Here is a 26,223-nt window from a genome sequence, read left to right on the forward strand (position 1 = left end):
AGCGTGCCGGTGCGCGCGACGGAACCGAGCGCCAGCGAGGTGGAGTCGTGAGTACCTGTGCGGAATGCGGTTTCGTCTACGACCTGACCCGCGCGACCGAGGTCGCGTCGCTGGCCAAAGAGCACGCGGTGGAATACGCGGATCTGCTCCTCACCGACTCACCGAAACTACGGCAGCGACCCGGCCCCGACACCTGGTCCCCACTCGAATACGCCTGCCACATGCGCGATGTGCTGCTCATGCAGCGCGAGCGGGTGCTCGCCGCCCGCCGCACGGATACCCCCGAGACCACCCCGATGGGCCGCGACGAGCGGGTCGAGCACGACGGGTACGCGGACCAGAAGCCCTCCGATGTCGGGCGCCAACTCCGGGACGCCGCACTGCTGTTCGCCAATGTGCTCGACCGGCTGGACGCGGACGACTGGGAACGGACACTGATCTTCAGTTATCCGGAGCCGGAGAAGCGTTCACTGCGCTGGCTCGCGCTGCACACCCTGCACGAACTCCGCCATCACCTGCTCGACATGCACCGGCAGCTGGATACCTGACCCGTCAGGGCGCCGCGAGCCGGTCCGCGTCCTCGACCTCCGCTTTCGGCTTCGCCCGGTCCCGGCCGCGGGCCCACCGCCGCATCGGTTCCTCGATCAGCGCGTAGCTCGCGGCCGCGACGGGCAGGGTCAGCGCGACCGTGAGCACCAGGACGTAGCCGAAGTCTCCGCTGAACGGCACGATCCCGAACACCGGAAACACCACCCACAGCACCGCGAGGTGCCAGAGGAAGATGCCGTAGGACCAGCGTCCGATGGTCGCGGCGACCCGCGACCGCAGCCAGCGATGCGGCCGGCCGGGATCGCCGAGCACCAGCGGCGCGAGCAACGCGAAACCGATGATCGCGCCGAGTGCCATCTTCGCCGCGTACTGCCACGGCTCGGCGTGCGTCAGTCCGCCGGGGCCGCCGATATCGGTGGCCGAGATCAGGAATGCGGCCAGTGCGACGGTCCACATCACCCATTGATTCCCGGCCTGCCGACGCCACCACGATAGCCGTTCGCTATCGAAAGACAGTTCGGCGAGCACCATTCCCATCGCGAACCACGGCAGATATCCGGGCAGCCAATTGTCGGAATGGATCGCGTCGGGCGTCGGCACCGGAATGAAGTTCCAACTCAGCGACACCGCGGCCACGCCGAGGAGCACCGGCACCCGCCACCGAGCGGCATTGCCGCGCAACCACATCGCCGCGAACGCCAGCAGCGGCAGCACCAGATAGAAGGCCACCTCGACCGAAAGACTCCACATCTGGGTCAGTCCGTCGGTCAGGGTCAGTGGCACGAACACTTGCAGCAGTGCCAGATTCGACACCCACACGCGCAACCCGGCGGTGCCCGCCGCACTCGGCAGCAAGACCAGAACCGCGCACACCACAGCCCAATACGCGGGCAGGATGCGGGCCGCGCGATGGCGCAGGTAGTACCCGAGCGACGGCGCACGACCGAGGCCGCGGGCCGCGGCGGCATGCGGGCGCCAGAGCAGGAACCCGGAGAGCGCGAAGAACACCGCGACCGCCATGTCGAATCGGCCGAGCACCCGCCCGATCACCGGCGTGCCCGCGGCTCCGGTTTGAAATGCGACGTGGGTCAACAACACTCCGAGCGCGGCCATTCCGCGCATTCCCTCCAGTGCGGGCAGGAAGGCGCGGGTCCGCACCGATGGGGATACCGGGGCGACCGGAGTGGTGGAGGTCGCGGTCATCGGGCTCCAGTCTGCCTTGCCAATTCTCAGGTGATAACTCGGCGTTTCACATTCCACGCTAAACTCGGGCGATTTCTCGGCCGTTTCCGGCCTCGGCACCGCATGGTACGACACCGGACTGTTAGTGTCGGGGCTCACGAGTGCCGCGGGAGGCCCGCCGTACTCGCCGGAACGACCCTGTTCTACGACGAGGAGAGTTTGCATGGCACTGAGTGCCGGAACCAGAAGGACGGTGGCCTGCCTGCTCGTGGGTCTCGGCGCGTTGCTGATTGTCGCCGCGCTGCTGATCCCGACCTACACCGTCGGCAAACTGGCGAAGACTCCCCTCGATCTCGAGATCACCACCATCGCGACCAACGCGCCGGGCGAGGACAGCCTGGTGCTGGACTCCAAGTCGCTCAGCGCGCCGGAGGGTGCCGCGAAGATCGACTCGAACGTGCCCCTGGTCTCCCAGCGCTTCGTCACCGTCGAGGAGCCCTCCGACGCCGACGAGATGACGGTGCAGGCGGGCCAGACGTTGCGGCGCATCGACAAGCAGGGCGACACCGGCCTGCTCACCGCGACCATCGACCGGGTCACCATCGACCGCAAGACCGGTGAGCCGGTCGCGAAGGAGCCCAACGGCTCCATCGCGGTCACCGTGGACAAGGAAATGAAGTCGGTCGCGGAACCGGTGCAGCACACCGGGTTGCAGTACCGCTTCCCGATCGGGACCGAGAAGAAGGACTACCCGTACTTCGATCTCAACGCGCGTAAGACCGTCGACGCCAAGTTCGTCGAGGAGTCCGAGATCAACAACATGAAGGTCTACCACTTCCAGCAGTCGATCCCGGCGACCAACCTGTACGACGTGGTGAAGGCCCCGACCAACAAGCTGACCTTCCCCGCCGCGAAGTGGGGCGTGCCCGGCGACGGCGACGTCACCATGGCGCGCTGGTACACCAACACCCGTGACCTGTGGGTCGAGCCGAAGACCGGCACCGTGATCAAGGGTGGCGAGCAGATCCACCTGTACTACGGCCGCGATGCCAAGCCGGAGGTCACCGCGCTGAAGTCGCACATCGTGTTCGACGAGAACACCATCGAGTCGCAGATCTCGGTGGCCAAGGAGAACATCGACAAGCTGTCGCTGTACGGGCGGATCATGCCCATCATCCTCGGCGTGGTCGGTGTGATCGCGCTGATCGTCGGTGTGGTGCTCGGCATCCGCGGTGGCGGTTCCGGGCCCGCTCCGGCGGGTGGCGGCGGGCCGCTGAGCCAGGGCCGGGGCGCGCGCCGGGCGGACACCGATCCGCCGACCGAGCAGATCAAGATCACCAAGCAACCCTGAGTCAGCTGACGATTCGGCCCCCGGTCCATGGACCGGGGGCCGAATTCGTTGTCGGCCCTCAGGTTCCGAGCGGATGGGCGAGCGGGTGCCTGGGCTGATAGAGCAGCATCGTGCCCGCCCCCGGAATGCCCAGGTCGATGCACCGGCCGAACGCGCGATCGACGATCTCGCCGGCGAATCGCGCTCCCCGCTCCCGCAGTTCGGCGATCGTCCGCTCGAGGTCGTCGCACATCAGCGAGATCTCGTGGCGCGGTGCGCCGTCGGCGGGATGCACGCCGAGTTCGCTCGGACCCGTGCCGAAGATGAGCCAGCCCTCGTGCGCGTCGACATTCGGCCAGCGCAGGACGTCACGGAAGAATGCCCTGGCGGCGTCCGGGTCCGCTGCGTAGACCAGCGTGTGTACCGCAGTGATCATGCGTCCGAGCGTAGGCTTTTCGCCTGCGGTCAGGGGCAATAGCCGACTCGCGCGCACCGATTGGGCCGCTGCGCGGGATTCTCCGGCGATATCGTGGCGTCGGGCAATTCGGTACGCGCCCGGGTGTCGCCGGGACTGGGCACCCGCTGACCGGGTGGCCGCGGATCGACGAGGGTTACTACGGCAGCCGCTCGGGTTGGCGACCGCGCACACTGCTGTCCCGATCGGCGGTGCGCAGGACGATCACCGCCACCACGACTGTGGTGACGGCCGCTACCGAGGCGACGGTGCTGATCAGGGCCGGGATCGATCGGGCGAACGAAACCATCAGTGTCACTTCGACGGCCAGGCCGAGCCAGGTCAGTGCGGCGAGGGCGGTGCGGTCGACCGCGATCGCGGACAGCATCGCGCCCTGCAGCACCGCGAGGATCGCGCCGTGCAGGGCGAACAGCCACAGCAAGCCTTGAATGGGTGCGTAATCCTGGCCGGCCAGCAGCGGAGCCAGCGGCGCGGCGAGCGCGGCGCAGGCAACCGCCACGATGCCGATGCCCGACAACACCGCGAGCGCGGACCTGATCGCGCGCGCGGAATGCGCGGGCTGGGCCATCCGCGGGTAGAGCACCACGCCGACCGCCTGCGGCAGCCAGAACGCGATCTTCGCGGCGATGGTGCCGAGCGCGTAGCGGCTGGCGTCCGCGTCGTCGAGGACCATGCGGACCACGATCAGATCGGTGGACGACAACGCCATCAGCGCCGCCTGCACCTGCGCGGCGCGCAGCACCGGCAGCACCCCGATGGCGTGGACCAGCTCGTCCTCATCGGTTCCGGTGCGGGTCCGCGCGGGCGGCGTGCCGGCGACGAAACGCGCGAAGACCGCGGCGACCACGATGCCCAGCGCGGCCGCGCACAGGGCGAGCGCCGCGCCGCCGCCGACGGCGAGCAGCACCAGGGCCGGGGCCACTCGAAGGATTCCGGCGGCGCCGAGCACGACGCCCAGTGCCCGGAAACGCCTGCCGCCCTGCAGAACTCCCTGCTCCCCGGAGAGCAGCACCAACGCCGGGGCCGCGCCGAGCGCCGCCGCGCACGCGGCGACTCCGACGTTCAGCGCGCTGGTCACCACAGGCACCAGCACCGCGACGACGACCGCGACGATCACCGCGCAGCGCCACTGCAACCCGCGCAGCACCGCGACGCTCGCGCCCCGGACCAGCTCGCGGGCCACCACGTTCTGCAACGCCAACGCGGGTACCGCGCACAGCAATTGCACCGCCAGCAGGCTCGCGAACTCGCTGTACCCGGAGACCCCCAGCCACCGTCCGGCCAGCAATTGCAGCAGGTACCCCGCCACATTGGCGGTCATCGCGCCCGCCGTGACCAACGTCAGATCCGCCACCACAGGAAACCGACGGACAGCAGACACGCCCGCCATCGTCCCACCTGCGCGTCGGCCGCTACGGCCCGCCCCGCCGCGACCGGCTGCCGCAGAGGTCTCAGTCCGTACCCGCGGGAGAAATCAGCCGGCCAGCCGTCGACCGAGCTGCCAGCGGACGTGCTCGCCGAGCGGGAGGTCCGGTCGTTTCGCGAACGCCTTGGGACGGCGTCCGCGCAGCCGGACCTCGGCCGCGTCGGAAGCCTCGACATCGACCGGTCCGGTCGCGCTGTGCAGATCCGTGTGCGCTTGGTGCCGGTTGGCGCGGTGCACCCGCGCGCGTTTACGCGGCAGGTTCTTGCGCGACGCCTTGTCGTTCTCGCCGTAGCAGTTGCGGCAATCCTTGGCGTAGCTGAGCTGCTTCTTCTCCTGCGGGGATCTCCGGGCCACGGGATCAGGGTATTGCCGCGCGGCATCGGTGCCGAGTTATTTTCCGGCCGTCGCGCCACGGTGGGGGTGGGTGACGCGGGCGGCCGGACCGTAGGGTGCACAAGCGTGACGGAGAACGGGCGGCGACGGGACCGGTGGGTGCGGCTTGTCCCGGCCGGGTACAGCGCGGTGCTCGCGCTGCTCATCCTGGGTCCGCTGCTCGGGTCCGGGTATCTGCTGCTGCGCGATGCGGTGAGTACGCCGCGGTCCTATCCGACCGATTCGGCGCTCGGGCTCGGTGCTGCCGCGCCGCGGGCGGTGCCGCAGGACGCGGTGCTGGCGGCGCTGTCCCCGGTCATCGATGGCGGCCTGATCGTCAAGGCGATTCTGCTCGTCGCGCTGTGGGCGGCCGGCTACGGGGCGGCGGTGCTGGCGCGCGAACTCCTCGGCGCGTCGATCGGAGCGCAGCTCGTCGCCGCGACGGTGGCGCTGTGGAATCCGTATGTCGCCGAACGTCTTTTGCAGGGGCACTGGAGCCTGCTCGCCGGGTACGCCGCGCTGCCGTGGGTCGCGTTGGCCGCGTATCGGATTCGGGCCGGCGGTACCGCGGGCACGTGGGCCGGCCTGGCGGGCTGCCTTGCCGCGGCGGGGCTCACACCGACCGGCGCCCTGCTCGCCGGCGCCACCGCGTTGTCGCTGGCCGGACGGCGGTATTTCGCCGGTGTGCTGGCCTTGCTGGTCGCCGCGTCCGTGCCCTGGTTGACCGCCACCGCGTTGTCCGGGGCGGCCGGCGAACCGTCCGATCCGGCGGGCATCGCCGCGTTCGCGGCGCGCGGCGAGCCCGGTCTCGGCACGCTGGGCAGTCTGGCGGGACTCGGCGGCATCTGGAACGGCGACGCGGTACCCGGTTCGCGCACAACGCTTCTCGCGTTGATCGGCACCGTTTTGCTGCTCGCCATCGTGGCGACGGGCGTGCGTTCGGTGATCTCCGACGGCGACGAACGATACGTTCGCCGGGCACTCGTCGTCCTCGCGGTGCTTGCTGTTCTGCTCCCCGCGCTCGGTGCGACGCCGTGGGGCATGCACGTGCTGGAGTGGCTCGTCGCGCACGTGCCCGGCGCGGGCTTGCTGCGGGATACGCAGAAGTATGTGGCGCTGGCGATGCCCGCCTATGCGTTGTGCGCGGCCGCGGGTTGCGGGGTTCTCGCCGAACGATTCTCGATGGCCGCGGCAGCTGACCATGCACAGCGCACCGTCGATACCCAGCCCGCGCGATCCTTGGCGCAACGAGAGACTGGTTCCTCGACGACCGACATCGCCGGCGACACCTCCTTGCCGAGCGCGAGTTTCGACCGGGTGCCGAAGTTATCCACAACTGTGACGGGCACGGTCGCGACGATTCTCATCGCCCTGCTGGTGCTGCCGTTACTCGATCTCGCCTGGGGGGTCGGTGGTGCGCTGCGGCCGGTGCACTACCCCGCCGGATGGCAGCAGGTCGCGGACCGGATGGACGATTCCGGCGAGGTCGCGGTACTGCCCGGCGGGATGTTCCGGAAGTTCCGGTACAGCGGGACGGCGCCGGTCCTCGACCCGGCGCCCAGGCTGCTGCCGCGCGACGTCCTGCAAACCGGCGAACTCCCGGTACGCGGCCGCACCGTATCCGGCGAGGGCACCCGCGCCCGCGCGGTGGAAACCCTACTGCTGCACGGGGGTTCCGCCCGGGAACTGGCCGACCACGGTGTCGGCTGGGTGCTGCTGGAACGGGGCACGCCCGGGCCCCTCGGCGAATCGAAAACCACCCTCGCGCAACTCGATCCGGTATTCAGCGACGCCGATCTCGCGCTGTATCGGGTCCCCGGCACGATCCGGCAGTCCGCCGGATCGGCAATGGATCGCGGCATTGCCATTGCGGCGCACGCGATCTGGACAGCGCTTCTGGTCGGCGGACTACTCCTCGCGGCAGGCGCCCGCCGCACGCGCTGACCAGCGACGAGTCGAGCAGGATCAACGCGCTCAGCGGGACACGACCGAGACATTTTCCGAGCGGCGGCCCGATGGTGTCCCGTTGGCACGGATGGCCACGGTTGCCGACGGGGCGGGCTCAGTGACCGGAGCGGGGGGCGATGAGTCCGGCGGAGTGTTCGCCGCGGGCAACCGCGGCCAGCACTTCGTACACACCGTTTCCCGTTTGCTCCCAGGAGAATTCACGCGCCCGCGAGCGCGCCTTCTCGCCCATGACCGTGCGCGCGGCGCGGTCGTCGAGCAATTCGCCTACCGCGTCGGACAATTGGGCGACATCATCGACCAGCAGGCCGGTGACCCCGTCGACGATGGAGTCGGTGAGCCCGCGCGAACTGCGGTAACCGATCGTCGGCACGCCGTGCTGGGCGGCCTCGATGACCGCCAGACCCCAGCCCTCCTTGCGCGAGGGCAGCACGTGCACCCAAGCGCGGGAGAGCAATTCGTGCTTACGCCGTTCGTCGACGTGCCCGTGGAAGGTGACGGCGTCGGCGATGCCGAGGCTGTGCGCGTCGGCCTTCAGGTTCGCGGCCCACCATCCGTCGCCGATCACGTCGAGATGCAGCCCGGGCACGCGGGTCCGTAGTCGCGCGACCACGGCGAGCGCGTCCTCGATCTGCTTGTGCGGCACCAGCCGCGACAGCACCACGATGCGCGGGTTCTCGGTGCGCGTTTCGGTGGCCCCGGTCGGCGCGTCGGCGGGCACCGGCTCGGCGCCGTTGCGGACCACCGCGATCCGGGACCGGTCGACGCCGAGCGTGGCCAGTTCCTCGGCCGAGGGCAGCGAGACGGTCAGGTACTGGTTGCGCCGATGCACCCGCGGCGACAGTCGCGACTCGATCCACCAGCCGATCCGGCCGACCAGCCGGCCTGCCACCGGCCACTGTTCCCGGTGCCCGTGGTGCACCAGCACCACGGCGGGCGCCTTGGTGGCGGCCGTGGCGAAGAACGGGATGCCGTTCTGGGTGTCGATCACCGCGTCGGGGCGCAGGCCGCGCAACGGACCGAGGCCGAGCCGGCCGAGGGCCATCGCGCCCAGCGCCCGCGGGTAGACGGAGAAGCGCCCGCCCGCCCGGCTGATGTCGATGCCGTCGAGGCGTTCGCGCTTCGGCGCCCCCGGGTAGCGGGCGGTGCGCAGGGTGACCTTGACCCCCCGTGCGGCGAGCTGCGCGCCGACCTGTTCGAGGTATCGTTCGCTGCCGCCGCCCTGCGGGTGCCCGGTGTCTCGCCAGCACAGCAGGAGGACTTCGCGCACGGTCGAGCTTCTCTCGGTCAGGTGGTCCCGGACGGGATCGTCGGATATCGCGCTACACCCTAACCCGAGCACCGCCGCGCGAGCCGATCACCGACCGGTGCGCATCGCGGTCCGCCGCCGTTATGCGAGACTCGGCGCCGTGTTGAAAGCCGAAGAAACGCCCGCCGACGGTTCGCGCGCGCCGCGGTTCGCGCGCCGGGCGACGCTGCGCCGGTCGCTGCGGTTGCTCGGAAGTTTTCGGTTCGAACAGACCGATCCGGCGGTGTTCTACGGCGGCCTGGCCGAGGACAGCGCGGCAATGATCGGCGATTTCTACACCGATGTCACGGGCGCGGACCTGGCGGGGGCGACGATCCTGGATGTGGGTGGCGGTCCGGGGTATTTCGCGGACGAGTTCGCGCGCACCGGTGCGCGATACATTCCGGTCGAGCCCGACCCGTCGGAGATGCACGCGGCGGGGTTGTCGGTGGCGGGCGCGGTGCGCGGGTCGGGGATGGCGTTGCCGTTCCGCGACGACGCGGTGGACATCTGCTTCTCGTCGAATGTGGCCGAGCATGTGGCCGAGCCCTGGCGGATGGCGGACGAGATGGTGCGGGTGACCAGGCCGGGCGGGCTGATCGTGCTGTCCTACACGGTGTGGCACGGGCCGTTCGGCGGGCACGAGACCGGACCGTGGCACTACCTCGGTGGCGAGTACGCCGCGCGCCGGTACCGGCGCAAGCTGGGGAAGGAGCCGAAGAATCGGTTCGGCACGTCATTGTTCGCGGTGCGCGCGTCGGACGGGTTGCGCTGGGCGGCGGGCACTTCCGCCGACGTGCGGACCGTCTTCCCGCGGTATCACCCGCGCTGGGCCTGGTGGCTGGTCCGTATTCCGCTCGTGCGAGAGCTACTGGTGAGCAATCTGGTCGTGGTGGCTACCAAGAAGTAGCTCTACCGCTCCAGCCAGCCTCGGCGCCAGGTGCGCCTGCCGCACGGCTCGCGCAGCGGCCGGGACCATGGCGATTCCTGAATGGCCAGGCCGACGGTTTCCAGCGTGGTCAATCCGACTTGATCGGCCAGCGCCCCGACGGCGGCGACGGCCTCGGCTGCCTGCATGGCCGCGGTGGCTTGCTCGATGGTCAGCGTGCGACCGGGTAGGAAGGAGACCACCCATCCGCCCGCACCAACGCTCTTCGCTTGATGCTCGGTTTGATCGCTGGTCATCAACGATCGGTCGACCACTTGCACCGCCATGACTCGGGCTCCCCAATGGTGGTATCGGTTCAGGAATCGAGCGAGCTGATCAGTAGCTACAGCATCCTCTTTCCAGCAACAGAACGCAATAGTGCGTTCTGCGAAAAGCGAACCGACAGGTTGGAATTCGTCCTGCTCAGCGAGACGGCTCGAGGGCAAAACTGAAACATGTTACAGACAACCCGGTGGCAAAACTGTAACGTGTTCTCATGCATTACGACAGCTTGTTCATCGGCGGCCGCTGGACCGCGCCAGCCACCGCCGAGCGCGTTCAGGTCATCTCGCCGGCCACGGTCGAGCCGGTGGGCAGCGTCCCCGCGGTCACTCGCGCCGACGTCGACGCCGCGGTCGCCGCGGCCCGCCACGCCTTCGACCACGGCCCTTGGCCGTCCACCCCGCCCGAGGAGCGAGCCCAGGTGCTGACCAGGGCCGCCCGGTTGATCGAGGAACGCTCGGCCGACCTGGTCGCCGTGCTCACCGCGGAAATGGGCGCTCCGCAGATGATCGCGATGACGCTCAACCAGATACCCGCCGTGGCCGCGCTCGACGCCTGCGCCGGCCTGGCCAAGTCGTTTCCCTGGCACGAAACCCGGACCGGGCTGTTCGGCACCTCGCGGGTCACCCGGGAACCGCGCGGCGTCGTCGCGGCGGTCACCGCCTGGAACGTGCCGCTGTTCCTCGCGGCGAACAAGCTCGCCCCCTCGTTGCTGGCCGGCTGCACCGTGGTGCTCAAACCGGCTCCGCTGACCCCGATTACGGCCAACCTGCTCGCCGATATCTTCACCGAGGCCGGCCTGCCCGAGGGCGTGCTCTCAGTGCTGCCCGCCGAGGCCGAGGCCGCCGAATACCTGGTCTCGCATCCCGGCGTGGACAAGGTCACCTTCACCGGCAGCACCGCCGTCGGCAAGAAGATCGGCGCGATCGCCACCGGCCAGCTCAAGAGCGTCTCGCTGGAGCTCGGCGGCAAGTCCGCGGCAATCCTGTTGCCGGACATGGACATCGCGGGCATCCCGGTGCTCGCGTTCTCCGGTTTGATGAACAGTGGGCAGGGCTGCGTCGCGCAGACCAGGATCCTCGCGCCGCGCAGCCGGTACGACGAGATCCTGGACGCGCTGGTCGAGCACGTGCAGACGATGAAGGTCGGCGATCCCAACGATCCGACCGTGCAACTGGGCCCGCTGATTTCGGAGCGCCAGCGCGACCGGGTCGAGGGGTACATCGCGAAGGGCAAGGCGGAGGGCGCGCGGGTCGCGCTGGGCGGCGGCCGTCCCGAAGGGCTGGATCGCGGCTGGTACGTCGAGCCGACGATCTTCGCCGACGTGGACAACAAGTCGACCATCGCGCAGGAGGAGATCTTCGGTCCGGTGCTGTCGGTGATCCCGTACGAGACCGAGGACGAGGCCGTGGCCATCGCCAACGATTCGGTCTACGGTCTGGCCGGCTCGGTGTGGACCGCGGACATCGAGCACGGCGCGGAGATCGCCGCGCGCGTGCGGACCGGGACCTACGCGATCAACTGGTACGCGTTCGATCCCAGCTCGCCGTTCGGCGGCTACAAGAATTCCGGCCTCGGCCGCGAAAACGGCCCGGAGGGCCTCGACTCCTTCTGCGAGCAGAAGTCACTGCTCATGCCCATGGGCTGGGCAGGCTGATCAGTCGGTCGGCATGACCACCCGCAGGACGGGCTCGCTGTCGCGGCCCGTGAGGCTCGGCGCGTCGACGATCTCGACGCGCCAGCCCGGGGGCAGGACGGCCTGCAAACGCCCGGCAGCGCGGCGTAGCGGGGTGCTAGCGGTTGCCAGTTCGAAGCCGGCAACCAGGGGCGTGATGGACGCCCCGGTCTCCAGATCGGTCATGCTCCAACCACCTCTCGCGCGTCGATCTCATCGTTCGCCGCGAGCCTCGCGGAAACCCGATGTCGATAGGGAAGTAGTTCAGTCGATCAGTTAACAGTTAGCAATCGGACTGGTAGGTCATGAGACCAAGAACACGGCAAGCATAAGCCACTTGTGCGCAAATCTCGCACACCGGGCAACTACCCCATATCGAGCTTCGGCAAACCTATGGTGCTCGCGACCTGTGCACACCGACCATTACCAATAGCACCACAACAATGGGTGCGCGCGGCGGGAAACACGCCATAACGGCGAATGATGATCCGTCATGAAAGGTAAGGCGGGTCAGCGGCGTGGTCGCGACTGGTTGGTATACACCGGAATTGGCGACCATCGTGGTGAAAGTTTGTGCGCCGCTACATTCTCCTGCCCTGAATGCCGCGCACCGAACGGTCAGTGGCGCAATGCTCGGCGATAGTCCGCCGGGGTCGAACCGGTCGCCGCCCGGAGATGCGTGCGCAACGCGGTCACGCTGCCGAAGCCCGACCGGGTCGCGATTACTTCGATTGGCAGGTCGGTGGTTTCGAGCAGCTCGCGGGCGCGCTCCGTGTGCTGCGCGTCCAGCCAGCGGCGCGGGGTGGTGCCGACCTCCGCCTTGAATCGGCGGATGAACGTGCGCTCGCTCATCAGCGCGTGCGCGGCCAATGCCGAAACGTCCGGCGCCGCAGCGGGGTTCTCCACCGCCCAGGCCATGGTCGCGGCCAGTGCGCCGTGGAAGCCGCTGCCCGCCAACGCATCCGGAATGTATTGCGCCTGGCCACCGGATCGGTGCGGCGGGGTCACGTTCCATCGCGCCAATTCCGCCGCCGGGCCGGCACCTAGTTCCCGGCGGGCGATGTGCAGGCACAGATCCAGTCCCGCCGACAGACCCGCGGAGGTGAGGACGTCACCGTCGTCCACATAAAGAGCGGTCGGATCCAGCTTGACGGCGGGGAACAGATCGGCGAATTCGGCGCAGTAGGCCCAGTGTGTCGTGGCGGGCCGATCGTCCAACAACCCCGCCCGCGCCAGAATGAACGCGCCGACGCAAATGCTCACCATGGTCGCGCCCCGAGCCGCCGCGGCACGCAGTGCCGCGAGCGCCTCCTCCGGCGGCGGCAACGTCGGCACCGCGATGCCCGGCACCACCACGATGTCGGCGGACGCCAACGCGTCCAGACCGTGTTCCACCTCGAGCCCGAACCCATTCGGCGTCCACACCGGCCCCGGCCGCAACCCACAGGTCTCCATCCGGAACCCCACCGGCTCGCCGAACTTCCCAGGTCCATGCCGGAACACCTGGACGGCGCAGGCGAGGTCGTAGGTCATGACGCCGTCCAAGGCGAGGGCGACAACCTGCTTCACTCCACCAGTTTGGCATGAATCCGAGGGTTACTGGCATGCCTGCCACTTACGGTCCAGTGGCCGCCCGCGATTCACTGGAACTCGAGTTACGAGCGAGCGAGAGGGACACCGATGAGCGCCGGTATCGATGGGGACTGGGCTACCAGGACACGTGGCGCGCTTTCGCGCGAACAGCGCCGTCAACTCATGGTCACGGTCACCCGCTCGCTGCCCGCCCTGCTCGCCGACCGGGCTCGCCTCGCCGTCGGCCGCCGCGGCGCGGGCCGCCTCGACTTCGCCGGCCTCCGCCTGCCCGACTCCGCCCTCGCCCGCGCCGCGGAAACCGAAGCGCGCGAATCGCTCTCGATCCACGTCCGCGCCCACTCCTACCGCACCTACTTCTTCGGCCGCGTCCTCGCCGACCTCGACGGCGCGCGCTACGACGACGAACTCGTCTATGTCGCCTGTCTCCTGCACGACCTTCACCTCGAACACCCCACGCCCGGAAGCTGTTTCGCCGTCACCGGCGCCGAACGAGCAGCCCGCTTCGTCGCGGCCGCCGGCGCCACTCCCGCCCGAACCCAGGCCATCGCCACCGCCATCACCACCCACATAACCCCCGGCAACGGCAACGACGACCTGAGCATCCCCGGCCGCTTCATCTACGCGGGCGCCTCGGCCGACGTGATCGGCGCCCGCATCAGCGAACTCGACCCGACCTGGGTAACCGAACTCTGCCGACTCCACCCCCGCCACAACTTCAGCACCCACATGATCAACGCCCTCACCAACGAAGCCAAAGCAATGCCGCAAGGCCGAACCCATTGGCTGAACACCCGGACCGCCCTACGCCAACTGATCCGCTTCGCCCCATTCCCCGAATAGACCACTCGCCCAGGTGCTGAGGAATGTCTTCCACCAACCGGTCAACGCAGCGCAGACCTGCCGCTCCCGGTTCTGGAGATGCGGTACGCGCGCGGTCGACCCGTCGTCGGCGTACCGGCCACGCACCGTTTTCTGCGATCACCTCCGCGGTGGAGGGGTACTAACTCGGCAACGTACGTCGCAGACGTTCTGCATCAACTACCGCGATTCATCCGGTAGCGCAGCACACTGTTGCGGAACACCCCTTTCGGCAAGTGAGCTTAATCGGTTGCTGCACAAACGAATCCGTCGACAATAAGTCGCAAGGTAAGCAACGAGTGGCACATGGGTGCAACAAGAAGTCACAGGAGCCCCACTCCGCCATGTGCCACTCGCCGGTGCCCAAAGTTGGCCGTAGGCACACGATCCGGATATCCGATGGCTCGCGATCCAAACGGCGTAGGTGGGTAATCAGTGGAAATTGTTGGGATATAACCAAACCGCCCGCAGCGTCGGGGGACGGTGCGGGCGGTCGGAGGGGTCGGGCGATCAGCCGAGGCGTTCTTTCAGGGCCTCGAACTCGTCGCGGACGCCGGAGGGGAGCTTGTCGCCGACGAACTCGAACCACTCCTCGATGAGCGGGATCTCCTTGCGCCATTCGTCGGCGTCGACCTTGAGCGCCTCGTCGACGTCGTCGGGGTCGACCTTCAGACCGTCGAGGTCGAGGTTGGCGGCGACGGGGACGTTGCCGACCGCGGTGGCGGTGGCCTCGGCCGAACCCTCGACGCGGCCGACGATCCACTCCAGCACGCGGGAGTTCTCGCCGAATCCGGGCCACAGGAAGCGACCGTCGGCGCCGCGCCGGAACCAGTTGACGTAGAAGATCTTCGGCAGCTTGTTCGCGTCGGCGTTCTTGCCGAGGGTGATCCAGTGGTTCAGGTAGTCACCGACGTGGTAGCCCATGAACGGAATCATGGCCATCGGGTCGCGGCGCACGGTGCCGACCTTGCCCTCGGCCGCTGCGGTCTGCTCGGAGGAGAGGGTGGCGCCCATGAACACGCCGTGCTGCCAGTCGAAGGACTCGGTGACCAACGGGATGGTGGTCTTGCGACGACCGCCGAACAGGATGGCCGAGATCGGCACGCCCTGCGGGTCGTCCCACTCCGGTGCCAGCGTCGGGCACTGCGACATCGGCGTGCAGTAACGCGAGTTCGGGTGGGCGGCAAGGGTTTCGGTCTCCCGCAGGAACCAGTCGTTGCCCTTCCAGTCGATCAGGTGATCGGGCTCGCCCTCCAGGCCCTCCCACCACACGTCGTTGTTGTCGGTCTGCGCGACGTTGGTGTAGACGGTGTTGCCCGCCTCCATGGTGGCCATGGCATTCGGGTTGGAGCTGTGGTTGGTGCCGGGCGCGACGCCGAAGAAGCCGTACTCCGGGTTCACCGCGTAGAGCCGGCCGTCCTTGCCGAACCGCATCCAGGCGATGTCGTCACCGAGGGTCTCGGCGCGCCAGCCGGGAACGGTCGGCTGGATCATCGCGAGGTTGGTCTTGCCGCAGGCGCTGGGGAACGCGGCGGCGATGTAGTAGGCCTTGTTCTCCGGGGAGATGAGCTTGAGGATCAGCATGTGCTCGGCCAGCCAGCCCTCGTCGTGCGCCATGGCCGAGGCGATGCGCAGCGAGTAGCACTTCTTGCCGAGCAGCGCGTTGCCGCCGTAGCCGGAGCCGTAGCTCCAGATCTCCCGGTCCTCGGGGAAGTGGGTGATGTACTTGGTGTCGTTGCACGGCCACGGCACATCCGCTTCGCCCTCGGCCAGCGGTGCGCCGACCGAGTGCAGGGCCTTCACGAACGGGCGATCGGTGCCGAGCTTCTCCAGCGCGGCCTTGCCCATCCTGGTCATCACGCGCATCGAGACGACGACGTATTCGGAGTCGGTGATCTCCACGCCGAGCTTGGGGTCCTCGGCGCCGAGCGGGCCCATGCAGAACGGCACCACGTACAGGGTGCGGCCCTTCATCGAGCCGCGGTAGAGCTCGGTCATGGTGGCGCGCATCTCGGCGGGGTCGACCCAGTTGTTGGTCGGGCCCGCGTCGGCCTCGCTCTTGGAACAGATGTAGGTGCGCGACTCGACCCGGGCCACATCGGACGGATCGGAGAGCGCTAGGAAGGAATTGGGCTTCTTCTTCGGATCGAGCTGCTTGAAGGTGCCCGCCTCGACCAGCTGCGCGGTCAGGCGATCCCATTCTTCGTCGGACCCGTCGGCCCAGACCACTCGCTCCGGCTGAGTGAGTTCGGCGACTTCCTGTACCCAGGCGAGTAGTTCGCTGTGTTCGGTCGGCTGTTTACCGTCGGATCCACGAAGACCAGGAATGGTCGCTGAAGTCATGAAAACTCTCCTGAGATGGGCGGTCCCTACGATGCGTCGCCGCCTGGCCCCAAGGCCCGTTGACCAGCGCGAACACACCGAGCGCCACCATTGGCGGGAAGGCACCCGCTACGACCAGTCGAAAGCGCGCCCCGGCTGGACGGCGGACGAGGACTTAGCGGACGCCCAAGTTCCTGATTAGAGGTTAACGCGATGTGACGACCGGTACTGAATCGGGTTCGTCACTATGTACCCATTCTTATGAGTTAATCAACCCGTGATCCAACCATCGAGGATCGCGATATCCCGTTCGCATGCCGCCAGCTGCCCGGGTTGTTCGGCGACCATCCGCCGTAACCGGGCTTCGAGTTCGGCCACCCGGCGATCGGTTTCCACCATGCGGGTGGTGCTCACCTGCACCACCCGATCGGCCAGCACCGTCTCAGTTTCCACCAGTGCGGTCGCCACTCGCTGCTCGAGCTGGGCTTTTACATTGATCAGCGCGTCGGACACCCACTGGCGCACGTGCGCGCGATCGGCCAGTTGCCCGCGCGCCCGTACCACCCAGCCCGCCGCGCCCGCGCCGAGCAGCAGGGTCACCGGCACGCTCGCGAAATCCAGCGCGGGCACCAGGGAAAGTGGCGAAACCAACAGCCTGCCGAGGCCGACACCCGCCGACGCGCCGAGCGCGATCATGAGGTGATCTTCGACACCCCGGTGCCGCGGGTCGGGGTCGGGTCCGACCCGGGGTGCGGGGTCGCGGCGGCGCAGCGGCTGGCTGCTTCCCGGTTCGAGGACGCCGTCGATGTGCGCGGTGAGTTCGGCCAGGCGCTGGTCGATGGCGAGGTCGACGGCGCCGGTCAGTTCGGTGGCGGCGTGCTGCAACCGCTCGGGGTAGGTGCCGAGCTCGCCGCGGCGCAGGCGGTCGAGGTCGGCGCGGGTTGCGGTGTGCAGCGCCCGAATTCGGGCGCCGACCTCGGTCATCAGGTCGACCCGGGCCAGGTGCAGCTGGCCGCGCAGGGTGGACATGGCGGTGGCCCGGCCGCCGTCGCGGCCGGCCAGCAGCACGGCGCGCTCCTCGCGCAGCCTGGCCGTCTCGGCGCCGGAGTGCAGCGCGATCACCTGTTCGGTCACCCGCTGCCTGGTGTCGGCGAGCACCCGCGCGGTGACCGCCGCGAGCCGGCCGCCGCCCTCGGCCTCCGCGCCGGCGGCGGCCGCGGTCAAGGCCGCGTGCAGCGCGCCGAGCCCGGAGCGGTCCAGCAGGCCCGCGTCGCCCGCGGTGCGGGCCGCCGCCGCGAGCCGTGCGGACACCGGCAGGATGTCCAGTTCGACCGCGCCCTGCGCGGCGAGCAGTTCCAGGTTGCGCGCCCGCACCGAGCGCCAATCCTGATAGGCGTGAATGCCGTTCATGGCGAGCAGGATCCGGGTCCCGTCCGAGCGCAGGCGGTGCACGATGCGCAGGGTGTCGGCGCCGATGGTGGTGCCCGCGTCCAGCAGGATCAGCGCGACCGGCGACGGCGCGGTGCCCGACGGTGCGGTGGTCTCCACCGCGGCGTTCGCGTCGGCCACCGGATCCGCGAGACGGATGCGCGGCTCGAACCGCGCCAGCTCGGTGCGCAGCAGCGTGGTGTTGGCATCGGCGGGTCCGATCAACATCACCGCACCGGCCGCGCCCGCCCCTTCGACCGCGCGCAGCAGCGCGATACCTTGCGGATTCCACCGTGCCACAATGGCTTCCACCTCGGGCGGCGGACTGACCAAGCGGTCGGCGGGCTCGGGCGGGACCGAGTCGGCAGGCAGCTCGAGCGGTCGGTCCGCCCCGACCGGCGGGCCGGGCGGGGAGTCAGAGCCCGGCACTGCTCATCCGTTCCCATAGTCGGATGTAGCCGTTGTGCACGCGCAGCGCGGCCCGCCGGGCGGTCGGCGGCATGTCGCTGGAGACGACGGCACGCCAGCGGGCGGCGCGGGCCAGCGCGTCGTCGGCGTCGGCGGGCGCGGGAGCCGGGTAGCCTGCCGCGAGATGTGCGACGGCGGGATGCGCCAGGCCCGCACACAGGCCGAGCCAGCGCGCGTCGTCGCCGAATAGATAGGCCTCCAAGATGTCTCGGGCGGTGCTGCCCTGCTCCGGAACCGCGCGGGCCGCGAGCCGGGTGAGTTCGTCGAGGAGTTCGCCGCCGCGCAGCGCGGAGACCTGCTCGTAGCGGCGATGCAGCAGCTGATGCAACGCGTCGATTCCGCTGGCGGCGTGCAGGATTTGCAGCAGTGTCTGCGGGGCGAGGTCCGGATCGCCGGCCAGCGCGGCCAGCGCACAGCTCACCCCGTACAGGTCCCAGCGCTGCAACAGTTGTTCACGACCGGCCAGGTCCGGACCCGGTCCGACGAACAGATCCGGCGAAAGCATCAGCGCGGCATCGGTATTCGCGGCCAGTCGGCGCAGCGAGGCCAGATCCGCGTCGGTCATCGCGCCCGCACGGGTGCGCAGGGCGAGCGAGGCCACCACCGGAAGCACCGGGGTGCCGACCTCGCGGCCGTACTGGTCGGCGGCGGCGACCGCGTCGGCCCAGCGCGCGCCGATCGCGTCGGCCTTGTTCAGCACCACGATGGTGCGCTCCGGCGGCAGCGTGGCGAGCACCCGGCGATCCGCGGGCGAGGGCGCGGCGGACAGCACGTAGATGACGATGTCCGCGTCGAATTCCGGGTCGGGCATGCCCGGTTCGTCGACCGGACCGGTCTCCACCGCCGACATCAGCGCGAGCGCCTGCGACACCGTCGTGCGGCCCGCGCGCGCCCGGCCCATCACCTGGATCCGCGGCGGTGTGCGCCAAGCGCTGACGGCGTTACCCGCGGCGTAGCCGATCTGCTTGTCCCGCCCCGTCCCGAACCGCAGGTCGGCGAGCAGCCGGTCGAGCTGGTCGTGTTCGCGCGCGGGCACCCCGCGTTCGCGCAGCGGCCCGTCGGACTCCGTCGCTGTCGGCATGTTGCACCCCCTTTACGGTGCGCAATTCTTGCAGAAGACGCGCCGCCGGAGGTGGCGACCGGTCAGGTACCGCTGAAGTATTTGTTGACGGTGCGCACGGCCCAGTTCGGCGCGTACTTCGCGGCGGCCGCCAGGACCTTGGCCTGGGCGCCGATCTCGTAGTGCACCCGCGGCAGCCGGCCGCGCCTGCGCGTCGCGTCCCAGATGCCCGCGGCGACGTCCTCGGCGGTGAGCCGCACGCCGAGCGACTTGGTCGTCCCGGTCTGCACGCCGTCGACCATCGCGGTGTCGACGAACAGCGGCCAGATGGCGATCACCCGGATGTCGTGCCGTTCCCATTCGAGATCCAGTGCCTCCGTGAGGCTTTTGACCGCGGCCTTGCTCGCGCCGTAGCTGGCGAGCTCGGGCTGGCCGTAGATCGCCGACGCCGAGCACAGGTTCACCACCTGGGCACCGGGGGTGTCGCGCAGATAGCCGAACGCGGCATGCGTGCCGGTGAGCACACCGCCCAGGTTGACGTCGATGATCGCCCGGTGGGCGGGCAGCGCGATGGCGTCGAACGGACCCGCGCGCAGGATGCCCGCGTTGTTGATCAAGATGTCCAGCCGCCCGGCGGCGGCGTGGAATTCGGCGAGCCGCTCGGCCCACTGGGTGGCGTTCGTCACATCGAGGACAGCGGTGTGCACGCTGCCGCCCGAGCCGGTGATCTCGGCCGCGAGCCTGGTCAACCCGACCTCGTCGATGTCGAAGGCGCCGACGTGATAGCCCTGCGCAGCGAAAAGCAGCGCCGTCGCCTGGCCGATTCCGGCCGCGGCACCGGTGATGAACACTGACGGTCTGCCCATACCGCGCAGTCTAGTGCGACCGGCCCCGAACGAGCGGGCTTCCCAGACCCGCTACCGGTCATTTACCCTGCATTCAAGTGGTCGGCGCCATAGTTGGTGCGCAACATTGCTTTTCGAATACGGCAACCGACCTCACTGCTGAGGAGGTCGCGATGACTGCCGATGTCATCGGCACTGCCGATACGGAGCCCGCCCTAGCGGACGGGAAACCGCTGCTGCCGAGTAACGACCCGTTCCACCGCCCGCCCAAGGGTTTCGCGGCCAAGCCGCCCGGCACCGTCCTGCGCAGCCGCAAGATCGAGCTCGCACTGTTCGGCGTTGTGCCCCAGCAGGTCTCGGCCTGGCAGCTGCTCTACCGCAGCTGCGATATGCACGGGACGCCGGAGGCGGCGATCACCACGGTGCTGCTGCCGCTGGACGCCGACCCGCGAGAAGACCGGCCGCTGTTGGCCTTTCAAACCGCGATGGACGCGGTCACCGAGAAATGCGCTCCTTCTTATGCTTTGCGCTACGGCGCCCGCGCGCTCGGCTCGGTCACCCAGTTCGAGTGGCTGCTCGTCGCGAACGCGCTGCGCCGCGGCTGGGCGGTCAGCATCGCCGATCACGAGGGCCCGCGCGGAAACTTCGGTGCGCCACGCGAACCCGGCTATCGCGCGCTCGACGGCGTGCGGGCGGCGCAGCGGTTCGCCCCGCTCGGCCTCGGCCCGCGCACTCAGGTCGCGGTGTGGGGGTACTCCGGCGGCGGCATGGCCAGCGCCTGGATGGTGGAGATGGCACCGGCCTACGCACCGGAACTCGACATCGTCGGCGCGGTGCTCGGCGCCCCGGTCGGCGATCCCGGCCAGGTTTTCGCCCGGTTGAACGGCAGCAGCTACGCGGGCCTGCCCGCCATCGTGATCGCGGCGCTGCGCAGGCTCTACCCGGTGCTCGGCGCGATGCTGCAGAACGAACTCACCATGGACGGCCGCCGGTTCGTCGCGCGGGCCGAGACCGCGACGCCGTTCGGCGCCATCTTCGGCCTGGCCGGTCAGCGGATGGACGACTTCCTGAGCCGCCCGCTGGACGAGTTGATCGCGACGCCGGAATTCCAGGCCATGTTCGACGATCTGCGCCTCGGCAATTCGACGCCGACCTGCCCGCTGCTGGTGGTGCAGCCGGTTCACGACCAGGTCATCCACATGGACGGCATCGACGGTCAGGTCGAGCGCTACCGCCGCGGCGGCGCGCACGTGACCTATGTCCGCGACCGGCTGAGCGAGCATTTCTCGCTGTTGCCGCTGGCCACCCCGATCAGCCTGGAGTGGCTGGCCGACCGGTTGGCCGGGCAACCGGTGAGCGACGCGGGCGACCGCACCGTGTGGTCGGTCGCCGCGTCCCTGACCGGCGCTCGCGGGCTCTACGAGATGCTGGTGACCGCGACCAAGGTCGCCCTCGGCCGCCCGCTCCGGCAGGAGAGCGCGCCGGTGGCCAGGATCGACCGCGCGCGCGCCGCCTGACCTCCCGTTGGACGGCAAGCAACAGTCGATTGCCGCACCACTGCGCCGATGCTGGACAATGGACGCCGTGAACGACGCCGCGAACAATACTGCCGAGTCAGTTCCGGGCCCGCCGTCCACAGGTTCGGCCCGGACCGAGCGTGAGCCCCGGAGCAAAACCGGCTCTCGCCTCTACCCCCGCGTAACCAGCTTCCGGTCGCGCCGGGGTGCGCTGACCGCGACCCAGCAGCAATCGTGGGCCCGCATGTGGCCTGCGATCGGCCGCGAGGTCGCCGACGAACCGCTGGACGCCGCCGCCTGGTTCGGCCGGGAAGCACCCCTGGTCGTCGAAATCGGCTGTGGCACCGGCACGGCCACCGCCGCGATGGCACAGGCCGAACCGCACCTGAACCTGATCGGCATCGAGGTGTACCGGCCCGGCCTCGCCCAGCTGGTGCAGCGCATCGAGCGCGAGCGGATCGACAACATCCGGCTGCTGCGCGGCGACGCCGTCGACGTGCTGGAAAACATGGTTGCTGCCGAATCGCTGACCGGGGTCCGAGTCTTCTTTCCCGATCCGTGGCCGAAGGCGCGCCATCACAAACGACGCCTGTTGCAGCCCGCGACTTTTGCGTTGATCGCCAATCGACTAAAACCGGGCGGTGTGTTGCATGTCGCGACGGACCACGCGGACTACGCGGAACACATTGCCGCGGTAGGCGCGGAAGAACCGCTGCTCAAAGGCCTGAATGAGGCCACGGGCGGGGTCAGTGCGGACCATCGGGACAACGCCCCGATCGGTTTCGAAAGGCCCGTCACGAAATTCGAAGGTAAGGCACATCGTGCCGGTAGCGCCATTACTGAGCTCATATGGGGGAAGATCGAATTATGAGTGTCAGTGAGATGGCCCACGAGGTGGTCGATGTTGCCGGGGAGGTGCAGGGCACCGGAGCCGAGGGTCTGGGTGGCGCTACGCCGGACGTGCGCAGGGTCCTGCTGGTGTGGGACGCCCCGAACCTCGACATGGGCCTCGGGGCCATTCTCGGCGGCAGGCCGACGGCGGCCTACCGCCCCCGGTTCGACGCACTGGGGCGCTGGCTGCTGGCCCGCACAGCCGAACTGTCGGTCGGCAGCGTGCACCGGGTCGAGCCGGAAGCGACCGTGTTCACCAACATCGCGCCCGGTACGGCCGATGTGGTGCGTCCGTGGGTCGAGGCGCTGCGCAACGTCGGCTACGCCGTCTTCGCGAAGCCGAAGATCGACGAGGACTCCGATGTCGACGCGGACATGCTCGCGCACATCGAACTGCGCAGTCGCGGCGCCGGACTGGCGGGCATCATGGTCGCCTCGGCCGACGGCCAGGCCTTCCGCGAGCCGTTGGAGGAACTCGCCGCGAGCGGAATCCCCTGTCAGGTACTCGGCTTCCGCGAGCATGCCAGTTGGGCCGTCACATCCGATACCCTCGAGTTCATCGATCTCGAGGACATCCCGGGCGTGTTCCGTGAACCGCTGCCCAGGGTCAGCCTCGACTCGCTGCCCGACGAGGGCGCCTGGCTGCAGCCGTTCCGGCCGCTCACGGCGCTGCTCACCTCTCGCCCAGCGCAAGGAGTCGCTTAAGTGTTCACACGCTGGGGCGATCTGGTCTACAAGCTGCGCTTCGGCGTCATCGGCATCGTCGCGGCCGCGCTCTTAGCGCTGGGCGGGTACGGCCTCGGTTTGGGCGACCACCTCAGCTCCAGCGGGTGGGACGATCCGACGTCGGAATCGTCGCAGGGTGCGCGGATCGCGGACGGCGCCTTCGGGCGCGACCACAACAGCGATGTCATCGTGCTGTACACCGCACCGGACGGTAAGACGATCGATGATCCGGATTTCCGGGACAAGGTCGTCGGCAGCCTGAATCGACTGCCGCGCGACTACCCGGAGATCACCCAGGTCAACGGCGCCTACTGGAAGACCGACACCGGCCAGGCCGTGCCGCAGACGTTCGGTTCCAAGGACAAGAAGTACACGTTCGCCTCGATTGCCATCAAGGGCAACAACGACACCGAGATGCTGAACAACTTCCGGAAGGTGAAGGACGTCTTCACCATTCCGGGGGTGGACGTGCAGGTCGCCGGCCTGCAAGCGGTGGCGGGCACGCTGAACGACACCATGGCCGAGGACCAGCACCGGATGGAGATCCTGGCCATCCCCGCCGTCGCGGTGTTGCTGTTCTTCATCTTCGGCGGCCTGGTCGCGGCCGGACTGCCGCTGATCGTCGGCGGTCTCACGGTGATCGGCGCCCAGGGCATCGTGCTGTTCATCACCAGATTCACCGAGGTGAACTCGTTCGTCGCGCCGGTGGTCTCGATGATCGGTCTCGGCCTGGCGATCGACTACGGCCTGTTCATCGTGAGCAGATTCCGTGAGGAACTGGCCGAGGGTTACAGCACCCCGGCCGCGGTGCGCCGATCGGTGATGACCGCGGGCCGCACGGTCGTGTTCTCCGCGACCATGATCATCGCCAGCCTCGGCGGCATGCTGCTGTTCCCGCAGGGCTTCCTGAAATCGATCGCCTACGGCTCCATCGCCACGGTCTCCCTCGCGGCGCTCACCTCGATCACCATCCTGCCCGCGATGCTCGGCGTGCTCGGCCCGCGCGTGGACATGTTCGGATTCAAGCGGTTCCGCAAGACCAAGACCGCCGACGAGGTGGAGAACGGGTTCTGGGGCAAGTCCACCCGCTGGGTGATGCAGCATCCGCTCAAGATCGCGATCCCGATCTGCATCCTGTTGCTGCTGTTGATCATTCCGGTCAAGAACCTGGCGTTCGGCGGCATCAACGAGCGCTACCTGCCGCCGGACAACTCGACCCGGCTCGCGCAGGCGAAGTTCGACTCGATCTTCCCGCTGCGCAAATCCGATCCGATCCAGCTGGTGTTCGTCTCGGACAGCAGCACCGACGTCGGCAAGGCGTGGGCCGAGGCCAAGCAGGCGCCCGGGCTCAACGGCACCTTCGACGTACCGTCGCGCTCCAACACAAACAATCAGGTGTATCGCACCAGCGCGACCCTCGCCGACTCCGAGGACGCCGATCCGACCATCGACTATCTGCGCTCGATCGACGTGCCCGACGGCGTGACCATGTACGTCGGCGGGCAGCCGGTGATCCAGAAGGACAGCATCGACGCGCTGTTGCAGCGGATGCCGTTGATGATCGGGCTGGTCCTGCTGGTCACCACGCTGCTGATGTTCCTGACCTTCGGGTCGCTGGTGCTGCCGATCAAGGCCGCGCTGATGAGCGCGCTCGGATTGGGTTCCACGCTCGGCATTTTGACCTGGATCTTCGTCGACGGGCACGGCGCCGGGCTGCTGAACTTCACCCCGCAGCCGATCATGTCGCCGGTGCTGGTGCTGATCATCGCGGTGATCTACGGCCTGTCCACCGACTACGAGGTCTTCCTGCTGTCCCGGATGGTGGAGGCGCGCACGCAAGGCGCGTCGACCACCGAGGCGGTCCGCATCGGCACCGCGCAGACCGGCCGGATCATCACCGCGGCCGCGCTCATCCTGCTCGTGGTCACCGGCGCGTTCGCGTTCTCGGATCTGGTGATGATGCAGTACCTGGCGTACGGCATGATCGCCGCGCTGTTCATCGACGCCACCATCCTGCGCATGCTGCTGGTGCCGGCGACGATGAAGCTGCTCGGCGACGACTGCTGGTGGGCACCCGCCTGGATGAAGAAGATCCAGCAGAAGATCGGGCTCGGCGAACCGATCCTGGACGACGAACGCCCCGGCGGCGGTGAGGTGGTCGACCTGGTCAAGACCACGCCGATCACCGACCCGGTGACCATGCAGATCCCCGCCATCGACAACGGCAATCGGCCGCGCAAGCCGCGACGCCCGCGCACGGTGGAGGAGATCGAGGCCGAGGCGCCCACCAAACATCTCAACAAGGTGCCGCCCACCGCGCCCAAGCCGCCTGGGACGCCCGCGCCGGCGCCGCTCGATCCGACGCGGCAGCGGCCGACGCCGCCGTCGGGTTTCGGGTTGGACCCGAACCTGCCGCGGCCGGCCGGGCCCGTGGGCACCGGAATCCCGAACGCGCAACCGCCCGTGGTCTTCCCGGCGACCCCGCACGATCCCACCGGCCCTCGGCCGACCCCGCCCTCGCTGCCGTTCGACATCGGTACCGCGCGGCCCGACTCGGGGTCGTCGTTCTCGGCGTTCGAGTCCCCCGTGGCAAGGCCGTTCGAGCGGCAGGCACCGCCCGCCTTCGAACCGCCCGCGGCCCCGGCGCCTCGATCGGTTCCGTCCGACGGCGCCCGGCGGCCCGAGGCCAAGTTCGAGCCGACTCAGCCGACACCGGCACTGGCCCCGTTGGATCCGCCCGCATACACCGAATTCATCGCGCCGCGGCAAGACGCCGCGCAGTCGGCCGAACGACCCACCCACCACGCCGCACCGGAACCGGCTCCCGCGGAACCGGCCGACGCCGATCCCGGCGACCCGAACCGCAACAGCATCGAAGACTGGATGGCCGGACTCCGCTCGTCCCGTCGCCCCGGCAAGCCGGACGAGGGCAGGCACTCCAGCGCGGACGGCCGCACCGTCAGCGTCAACGAACTGCTCCGCAGGCGCGACCGGGAGTAGTCCGGCGCGAGTCTCGCACCAACCTGCGGATTCGCATGGGCAA

The 26,223-nt window shown here is 69.0% G+C and carries 22 protein-coding genes; 10 read left to right on the top strand and 12 right to left on the bottom strand.

Translation table 11 applies throughout. The features are described 5' to 3' along the window. Nucleotides 1-83: 83 nt before the first annotated feature. Complete coding sequence (locus ACFQ9K_RS12155) at nt 84-548, top strand: DinB family protein (RefSeq protein ID WP_378722926.1); 465 nt, start codon at nt 84-86, stop codon at nt 546-548. Nucleotides 549-552: 4 nt separating this feature from the next. Here the strand turns inward: ACFQ9K_RS12155 and ACFQ9K_RS12160 are convergent, their stop codons facing one another. Further along, nucleotides 553-1,752 (bottom strand): acyltransferase family protein, encoded by a 1,200-nt coding sequence (locus ACFQ9K_RS12160; protein ID WP_378722912.1) that lies wholly within the window; start codon nt 1,750-1,752, stop codon nt 553-555. Between the two features lie 202 nt (nt 1,753-1,954). Between ACFQ9K_RS12160 and ACFQ9K_RS12165 the strand changes: the two genes are divergently transcribed. Continuing rightward, nucleotides 1,955-3,082, top strand: a complete 1,128-nt coding sequence (locus tag ACFQ9K_RS12165) for a DUF3068 domain-containing protein (RefSeq protein WP_378983151.1) — start codon at nt 1,955-1,957, stop codon at nt 3,080-3,082. A gap of 58 nt (nt 3,083-3,140) precedes the next feature. Here the strand turns inward: ACFQ9K_RS12165 and ACFQ9K_RS12170 are convergent, their stop codons facing one another. From ACFQ9K_RS12170 to ACFQ9K_RS12180, 3 genes are all read right to left on the bottom strand, one after another. Continuing rightward, a complete protein-coding gene (locus ACFQ9K_RS12170) occupies nt 3,141-3,497 on the bottom strand; it encodes a VOC family protein (protein ID WP_378715483.1) in 357 nt (118 codons plus the stop codon). Between the two features lie 178 nt (nt 3,498-3,675). Further along, nucleotides 3,676-4,926 (bottom strand): polysaccharide biosynthesis protein, encoded by a 1,251-nt coding sequence (locus ACFQ9K_RS12175; RefSeq protein WP_378715480.1) that lies wholly within the window; start codon nt 4,924-4,926, stop codon nt 3,676-3,678. Nucleotides 4,927-5,010: 84 nt separating this feature from the next. Continuing rightward, nucleotides 5,011-5,316 (bottom strand): hypothetical protein, encoded by a 306-nt coding sequence (locus ACFQ9K_RS12180; RefSeq protein ID WP_378715478.1) that lies wholly within the window; start codon nt 5,314-5,316, stop codon nt 5,011-5,013. Between the two features lie 105 nt (nt 5,317-5,421). Between ACFQ9K_RS12180 and ACFQ9K_RS12185 the strand changes: the two genes are divergently transcribed. Further along, nucleotides 5,422-7,278 carry a hypothetical protein gene (locus tag ACFQ9K_RS12185; protein ID WP_378715475.1) on the top strand — a complete coding sequence of 619 codons (1,857 nt, stop codon included), beginning with the start codon at nt 5,422-5,424 and terminating at the stop codon, nt 7,276-7,278. Nucleotides 7,279-7,396: 118 nt separating this feature from the next. Here the strand turns inward: ACFQ9K_RS12185 and ACFQ9K_RS12190 are convergent, their stop codons facing one another. Beyond that, entirely contained in the window at nt 7,397-8,569 is a 1,173-nt protein-coding gene (locus ACFQ9K_RS12190; protein ID WP_378715472.1) for a glycosyltransferase family 4 protein, read from the bottom strand. Between the two features lie 139 nt (nt 8,570-8,708). On the opposite strand from ACFQ9K_RS12190, the gene ACFQ9K_RS12195 reads away from it, so the two are divergent. After that, nucleotides 8,709-9,497 carry a class I SAM-dependent methyltransferase gene (locus ACFQ9K_RS12195; RefSeq protein WP_378715469.1) on the top strand — a complete coding sequence of 263 codons (789 nt, stop codon included), beginning with the start codon at nt 8,709-8,711 and terminating at the stop codon, nt 9,495-9,497. A gap of 2 nt (nt 9,498-9,499) precedes the next feature. Here ACFQ9K_RS12195 and ACFQ9K_RS12200 read toward each other — a convergent pair whose 3' ends face one another. Next, nucleotides 9,500-9,802: a hypothetical protein gene (locus tag ACFQ9K_RS12200; protein WP_378715466.1), complete on the bottom strand. Its 303-nt coding sequence runs from the start codon at nt 9,800-9,802 to the stop codon at nt 9,500-9,502. A gap of 209 nt (nt 9,803-10,011) precedes the next feature. Here ACFQ9K_RS12200 and ACFQ9K_RS12205 point away from each other — a divergent pair, with 209 nt between their 5' ends. After that, complete coding sequence (locus ACFQ9K_RS12205; protein WP_378715463.1) at nt 10,012-11,454, top strand: aldehyde dehydrogenase; 1,443 nt, start codon at nt 10,012-10,014, stop codon at nt 11,452-11,454. Here the strand turns inward: ACFQ9K_RS12205 and ACFQ9K_RS12210 are convergent, their stop codons facing one another. Further along, nucleotides 11,455-11,658, bottom strand: coding sequence for a hypothetical protein (locus ACFQ9K_RS12210; RefSeq protein WP_150400225.1), 204 nt, complete (start codon nt 11,656-11,658; stop codon nt 11,455-11,457). Nucleotides 11,659-12,090: 432 nt separating this feature from the next. After that, nucleotides 12,091-13,041: a GlxA family transcriptional regulator gene (locus ACFQ9K_RS12215; RefSeq protein WP_378715460.1), complete on the bottom strand. Its 951-nt coding sequence runs from the start codon at nt 13,039-13,041 to the stop codon at nt 12,091-12,093. 111 nt (nt 13,042-13,152) lie between these two features. Here ACFQ9K_RS12215 and ACFQ9K_RS12220 point away from each other — a divergent pair, with 111 nt between their 5' ends. Next, nucleotides 13,153-13,905 (top strand): HD domain-containing protein, encoded by a 753-nt coding sequence (locus tag ACFQ9K_RS12220; RefSeq protein ID WP_378715458.1) that lies wholly within the window; start codon nt 13,153-13,155, stop codon nt 13,903-13,905. 528 nt (nt 13,906-14,433) lie between these two features. On the opposite strand, the gene ACFQ9K_RS12225 is transcribed toward ACFQ9K_RS12220, so the two are convergent. The 4 genes from ACFQ9K_RS12225 to ACFQ9K_RS12240 all read right to left on the bottom strand — a co-directional run bounded on the left by ACFQ9K_RS12225 (nt 14,434) and on the right by ACFQ9K_RS12240 (nt 20,067). Beyond that, nucleotides 14,434-16,266 carry a phosphoenolpyruvate carboxykinase (GTP) gene (locus tag ACFQ9K_RS12225; RefSeq protein ID WP_378715456.1) on the bottom strand — a complete coding sequence of 611 codons (1,833 nt, stop codon included), beginning with the start codon at nt 16,264-16,266 and terminating at the stop codon, nt 14,434-14,436. A gap of 249 nt (nt 16,267-16,515) precedes the next feature. Further along, nucleotides 16,516-18,102 (bottom strand): hypothetical protein, encoded by a 1,587-nt coding sequence (locus tag ACFQ9K_RS12230; protein ID WP_378715453.1) that lies wholly within the window; start codon nt 18,100-18,102, stop codon nt 16,516-16,518. Next, a complete protein-coding gene (locus ACFQ9K_RS12235; protein ID WP_378715451.1) occupies nt 18,089-19,222 on the bottom strand; it encodes a hypothetical protein in 1,134 nt (377 codons plus the stop codon). The genes ACFQ9K_RS12230 and ACFQ9K_RS12235 overlap by 14 nt, the downstream gene beginning before the upstream one ends. A gap of 62 nt (nt 19,223-19,284) precedes the next feature. Next, the gene (locus ACFQ9K_RS12240; RefSeq protein WP_378715448.1) at nt 19,285-20,067 is read right to left on the bottom strand and encodes an SDR family oxidoreductase; all 783 of its coding nucleotides are present in this window, start codon (nt 20,065-20,067) and stop codon (nt 19,285-19,287) included. Nucleotides 20,068-20,219: 152 nt separating this feature from the next. Between ACFQ9K_RS12240 and ACFQ9K_RS12245 the strand changes: the two genes are divergently transcribed. The 4 genes from ACFQ9K_RS12245 to ACFQ9K_RS12260 are packed head-to-tail and all read left to right on the top strand — an operon-like array spanning nt 20,220 to nt 26,180. Then, the gene (locus ACFQ9K_RS12245; protein ID WP_378715446.1) at nt 20,220-21,563 is read left to right on the top strand and encodes a lipase family protein; all 1,344 of its coding nucleotides are present in this window, start codon (nt 20,220-20,222) and stop codon (nt 21,561-21,563) included. A 58-nt stretch (nt 21,564-21,621) separates the two neighbouring features. Further along, on the top strand, nt 21,622-22,434 hold the full coding sequence (gene trmB / locus ACFQ9K_RS12250; protein WP_378715443.1) for a tRNA (guanosine(46)-N7)-methyltransferase TrmB: 813 nt from the start codon (nt 21,622-21,624) through the stop codon (nt 22,432-22,434). Then, entirely contained in the window at nt 22,431-23,159 is a 729-nt protein-coding gene (locus tag ACFQ9K_RS12255; RefSeq protein ID WP_191093746.1) for an NYN domain-containing protein, read from the top strand. Before trmB ends, ACFQ9K_RS12255 begins: the two co-directional genes overlap by 4 nt. Then, entirely contained in the window at nt 23,160-26,180 is a 3,021-nt protein-coding gene (locus tag ACFQ9K_RS12260; protein ID WP_378715440.1) for an MMPL family transporter, read from the top strand. It abuts the gene before it with no gap. Nucleotides 26,181-26,223: the final 43 nt, after the last annotated feature.

Origin of the sequence: Nocardia sp. NPDC056564, assembly GCF_042793755.1 — a bacterium.
In the GTDB taxonomy this organism is placed as follows: Bacteria; Actinomycetota; Actinomycetes; order Mycobacteriales; family Mycobacteriaceae; genus Nocardia.

Bases quoted from the DNA above. Each gene is read 5' to 3' on its own strand.
- ACFQ9K_RS12205 (WP_378715463.1), top strand. From the start codon at position 10,012: ATGCATTACGACAGCTTGTTCATCGGCGGCCGCTGGACCGCGCCAGCC.
- ACFQ9K_RS12165 (WP_378983151.1), top strand. From the start codon at position 1,955: ATGGCACTGAGTGCCGGAACCAGAAGGACGGTGGCCTGCCTGCTCGTG.
- ACFQ9K_RS12225 (WP_378715456.1), bottom strand. From the start codon at position 16,266: ATGACTTCAGCGACCATTCCTGGTCTTCGTGGATCCGACGGTAAACAG.
- ACFQ9K_RS12255 (WP_191093746.1), top strand. From the start codon at position 22,431: ATGAGTGTCAGTGAGATGGCCCACGAGGTGGTCGATGTTGCCGGGGAG.
- ACFQ9K_RS12245 (WP_378715446.1), top strand. From the start codon at position 20,220: ATGACTGCCGATGTCATCGGCACTGCCGATACGGAGCCCGCCCTAGCG.
- ACFQ9K_RS12220 (WP_378715458.1), top strand. From the start codon at position 13,153: ATGAGCGCCGGTATCGATGGGGACTGGGCTACCAGGACACGTGGCGCG.
- ACFQ9K_RS12240 (WP_378715448.1), bottom strand. From the start codon at position 20,067: ATGGGCAGACCGTCAGTGTTCATCACCGGTGCCGCGGCCGGAATCGGC.
- ACFQ9K_RS12235 (WP_378715451.1), bottom strand. From the start codon at position 19,222: ATGCCGACAGCGACGGAGTCCGACGGGCCGCTGCGCGAACGCGGGGTG.
- trmB (WP_378715443.1), top strand. From the start codon at position 21,622: ATGGACGCCGTGAACGACGCCGCGAACAATACTGCCGAGTCAGTTCCG.
- ACFQ9K_RS12170 (WP_378715483.1), bottom strand. From the start codon at position 3,497: ATGATCACTGCGGTACACACGCTGGTCTACGCAGCGGACCCGGACGCC.
- ACFQ9K_RS12160 (WP_378722912.1), bottom strand. From the start codon at position 1,752: ATGACCGCGACCTCCACCACTCCGGTCGCCCCGGTATCCCCATCGGTG.
- ACFQ9K_RS12175 (WP_378715480.1), bottom strand. From the start codon at position 4,926: ATGGCGGGCGTGTCTGCTGTCCGTCGGTTTCCTGTGGTGGCGGATCTG.
- ACFQ9K_RS12210 (WP_150400225.1), bottom strand. From the start codon at position 11,658: ATGACCGATCTGGAGACCGGGGCGTCCATCACGCCCCTGGTTGCCGGC.
- ACFQ9K_RS12200 (WP_378715466.1), bottom strand. From the start codon at position 9,802: ATGGCGGTGCAAGTGGTCGACCGATCGTTGATGACCAGCGATCAAACC.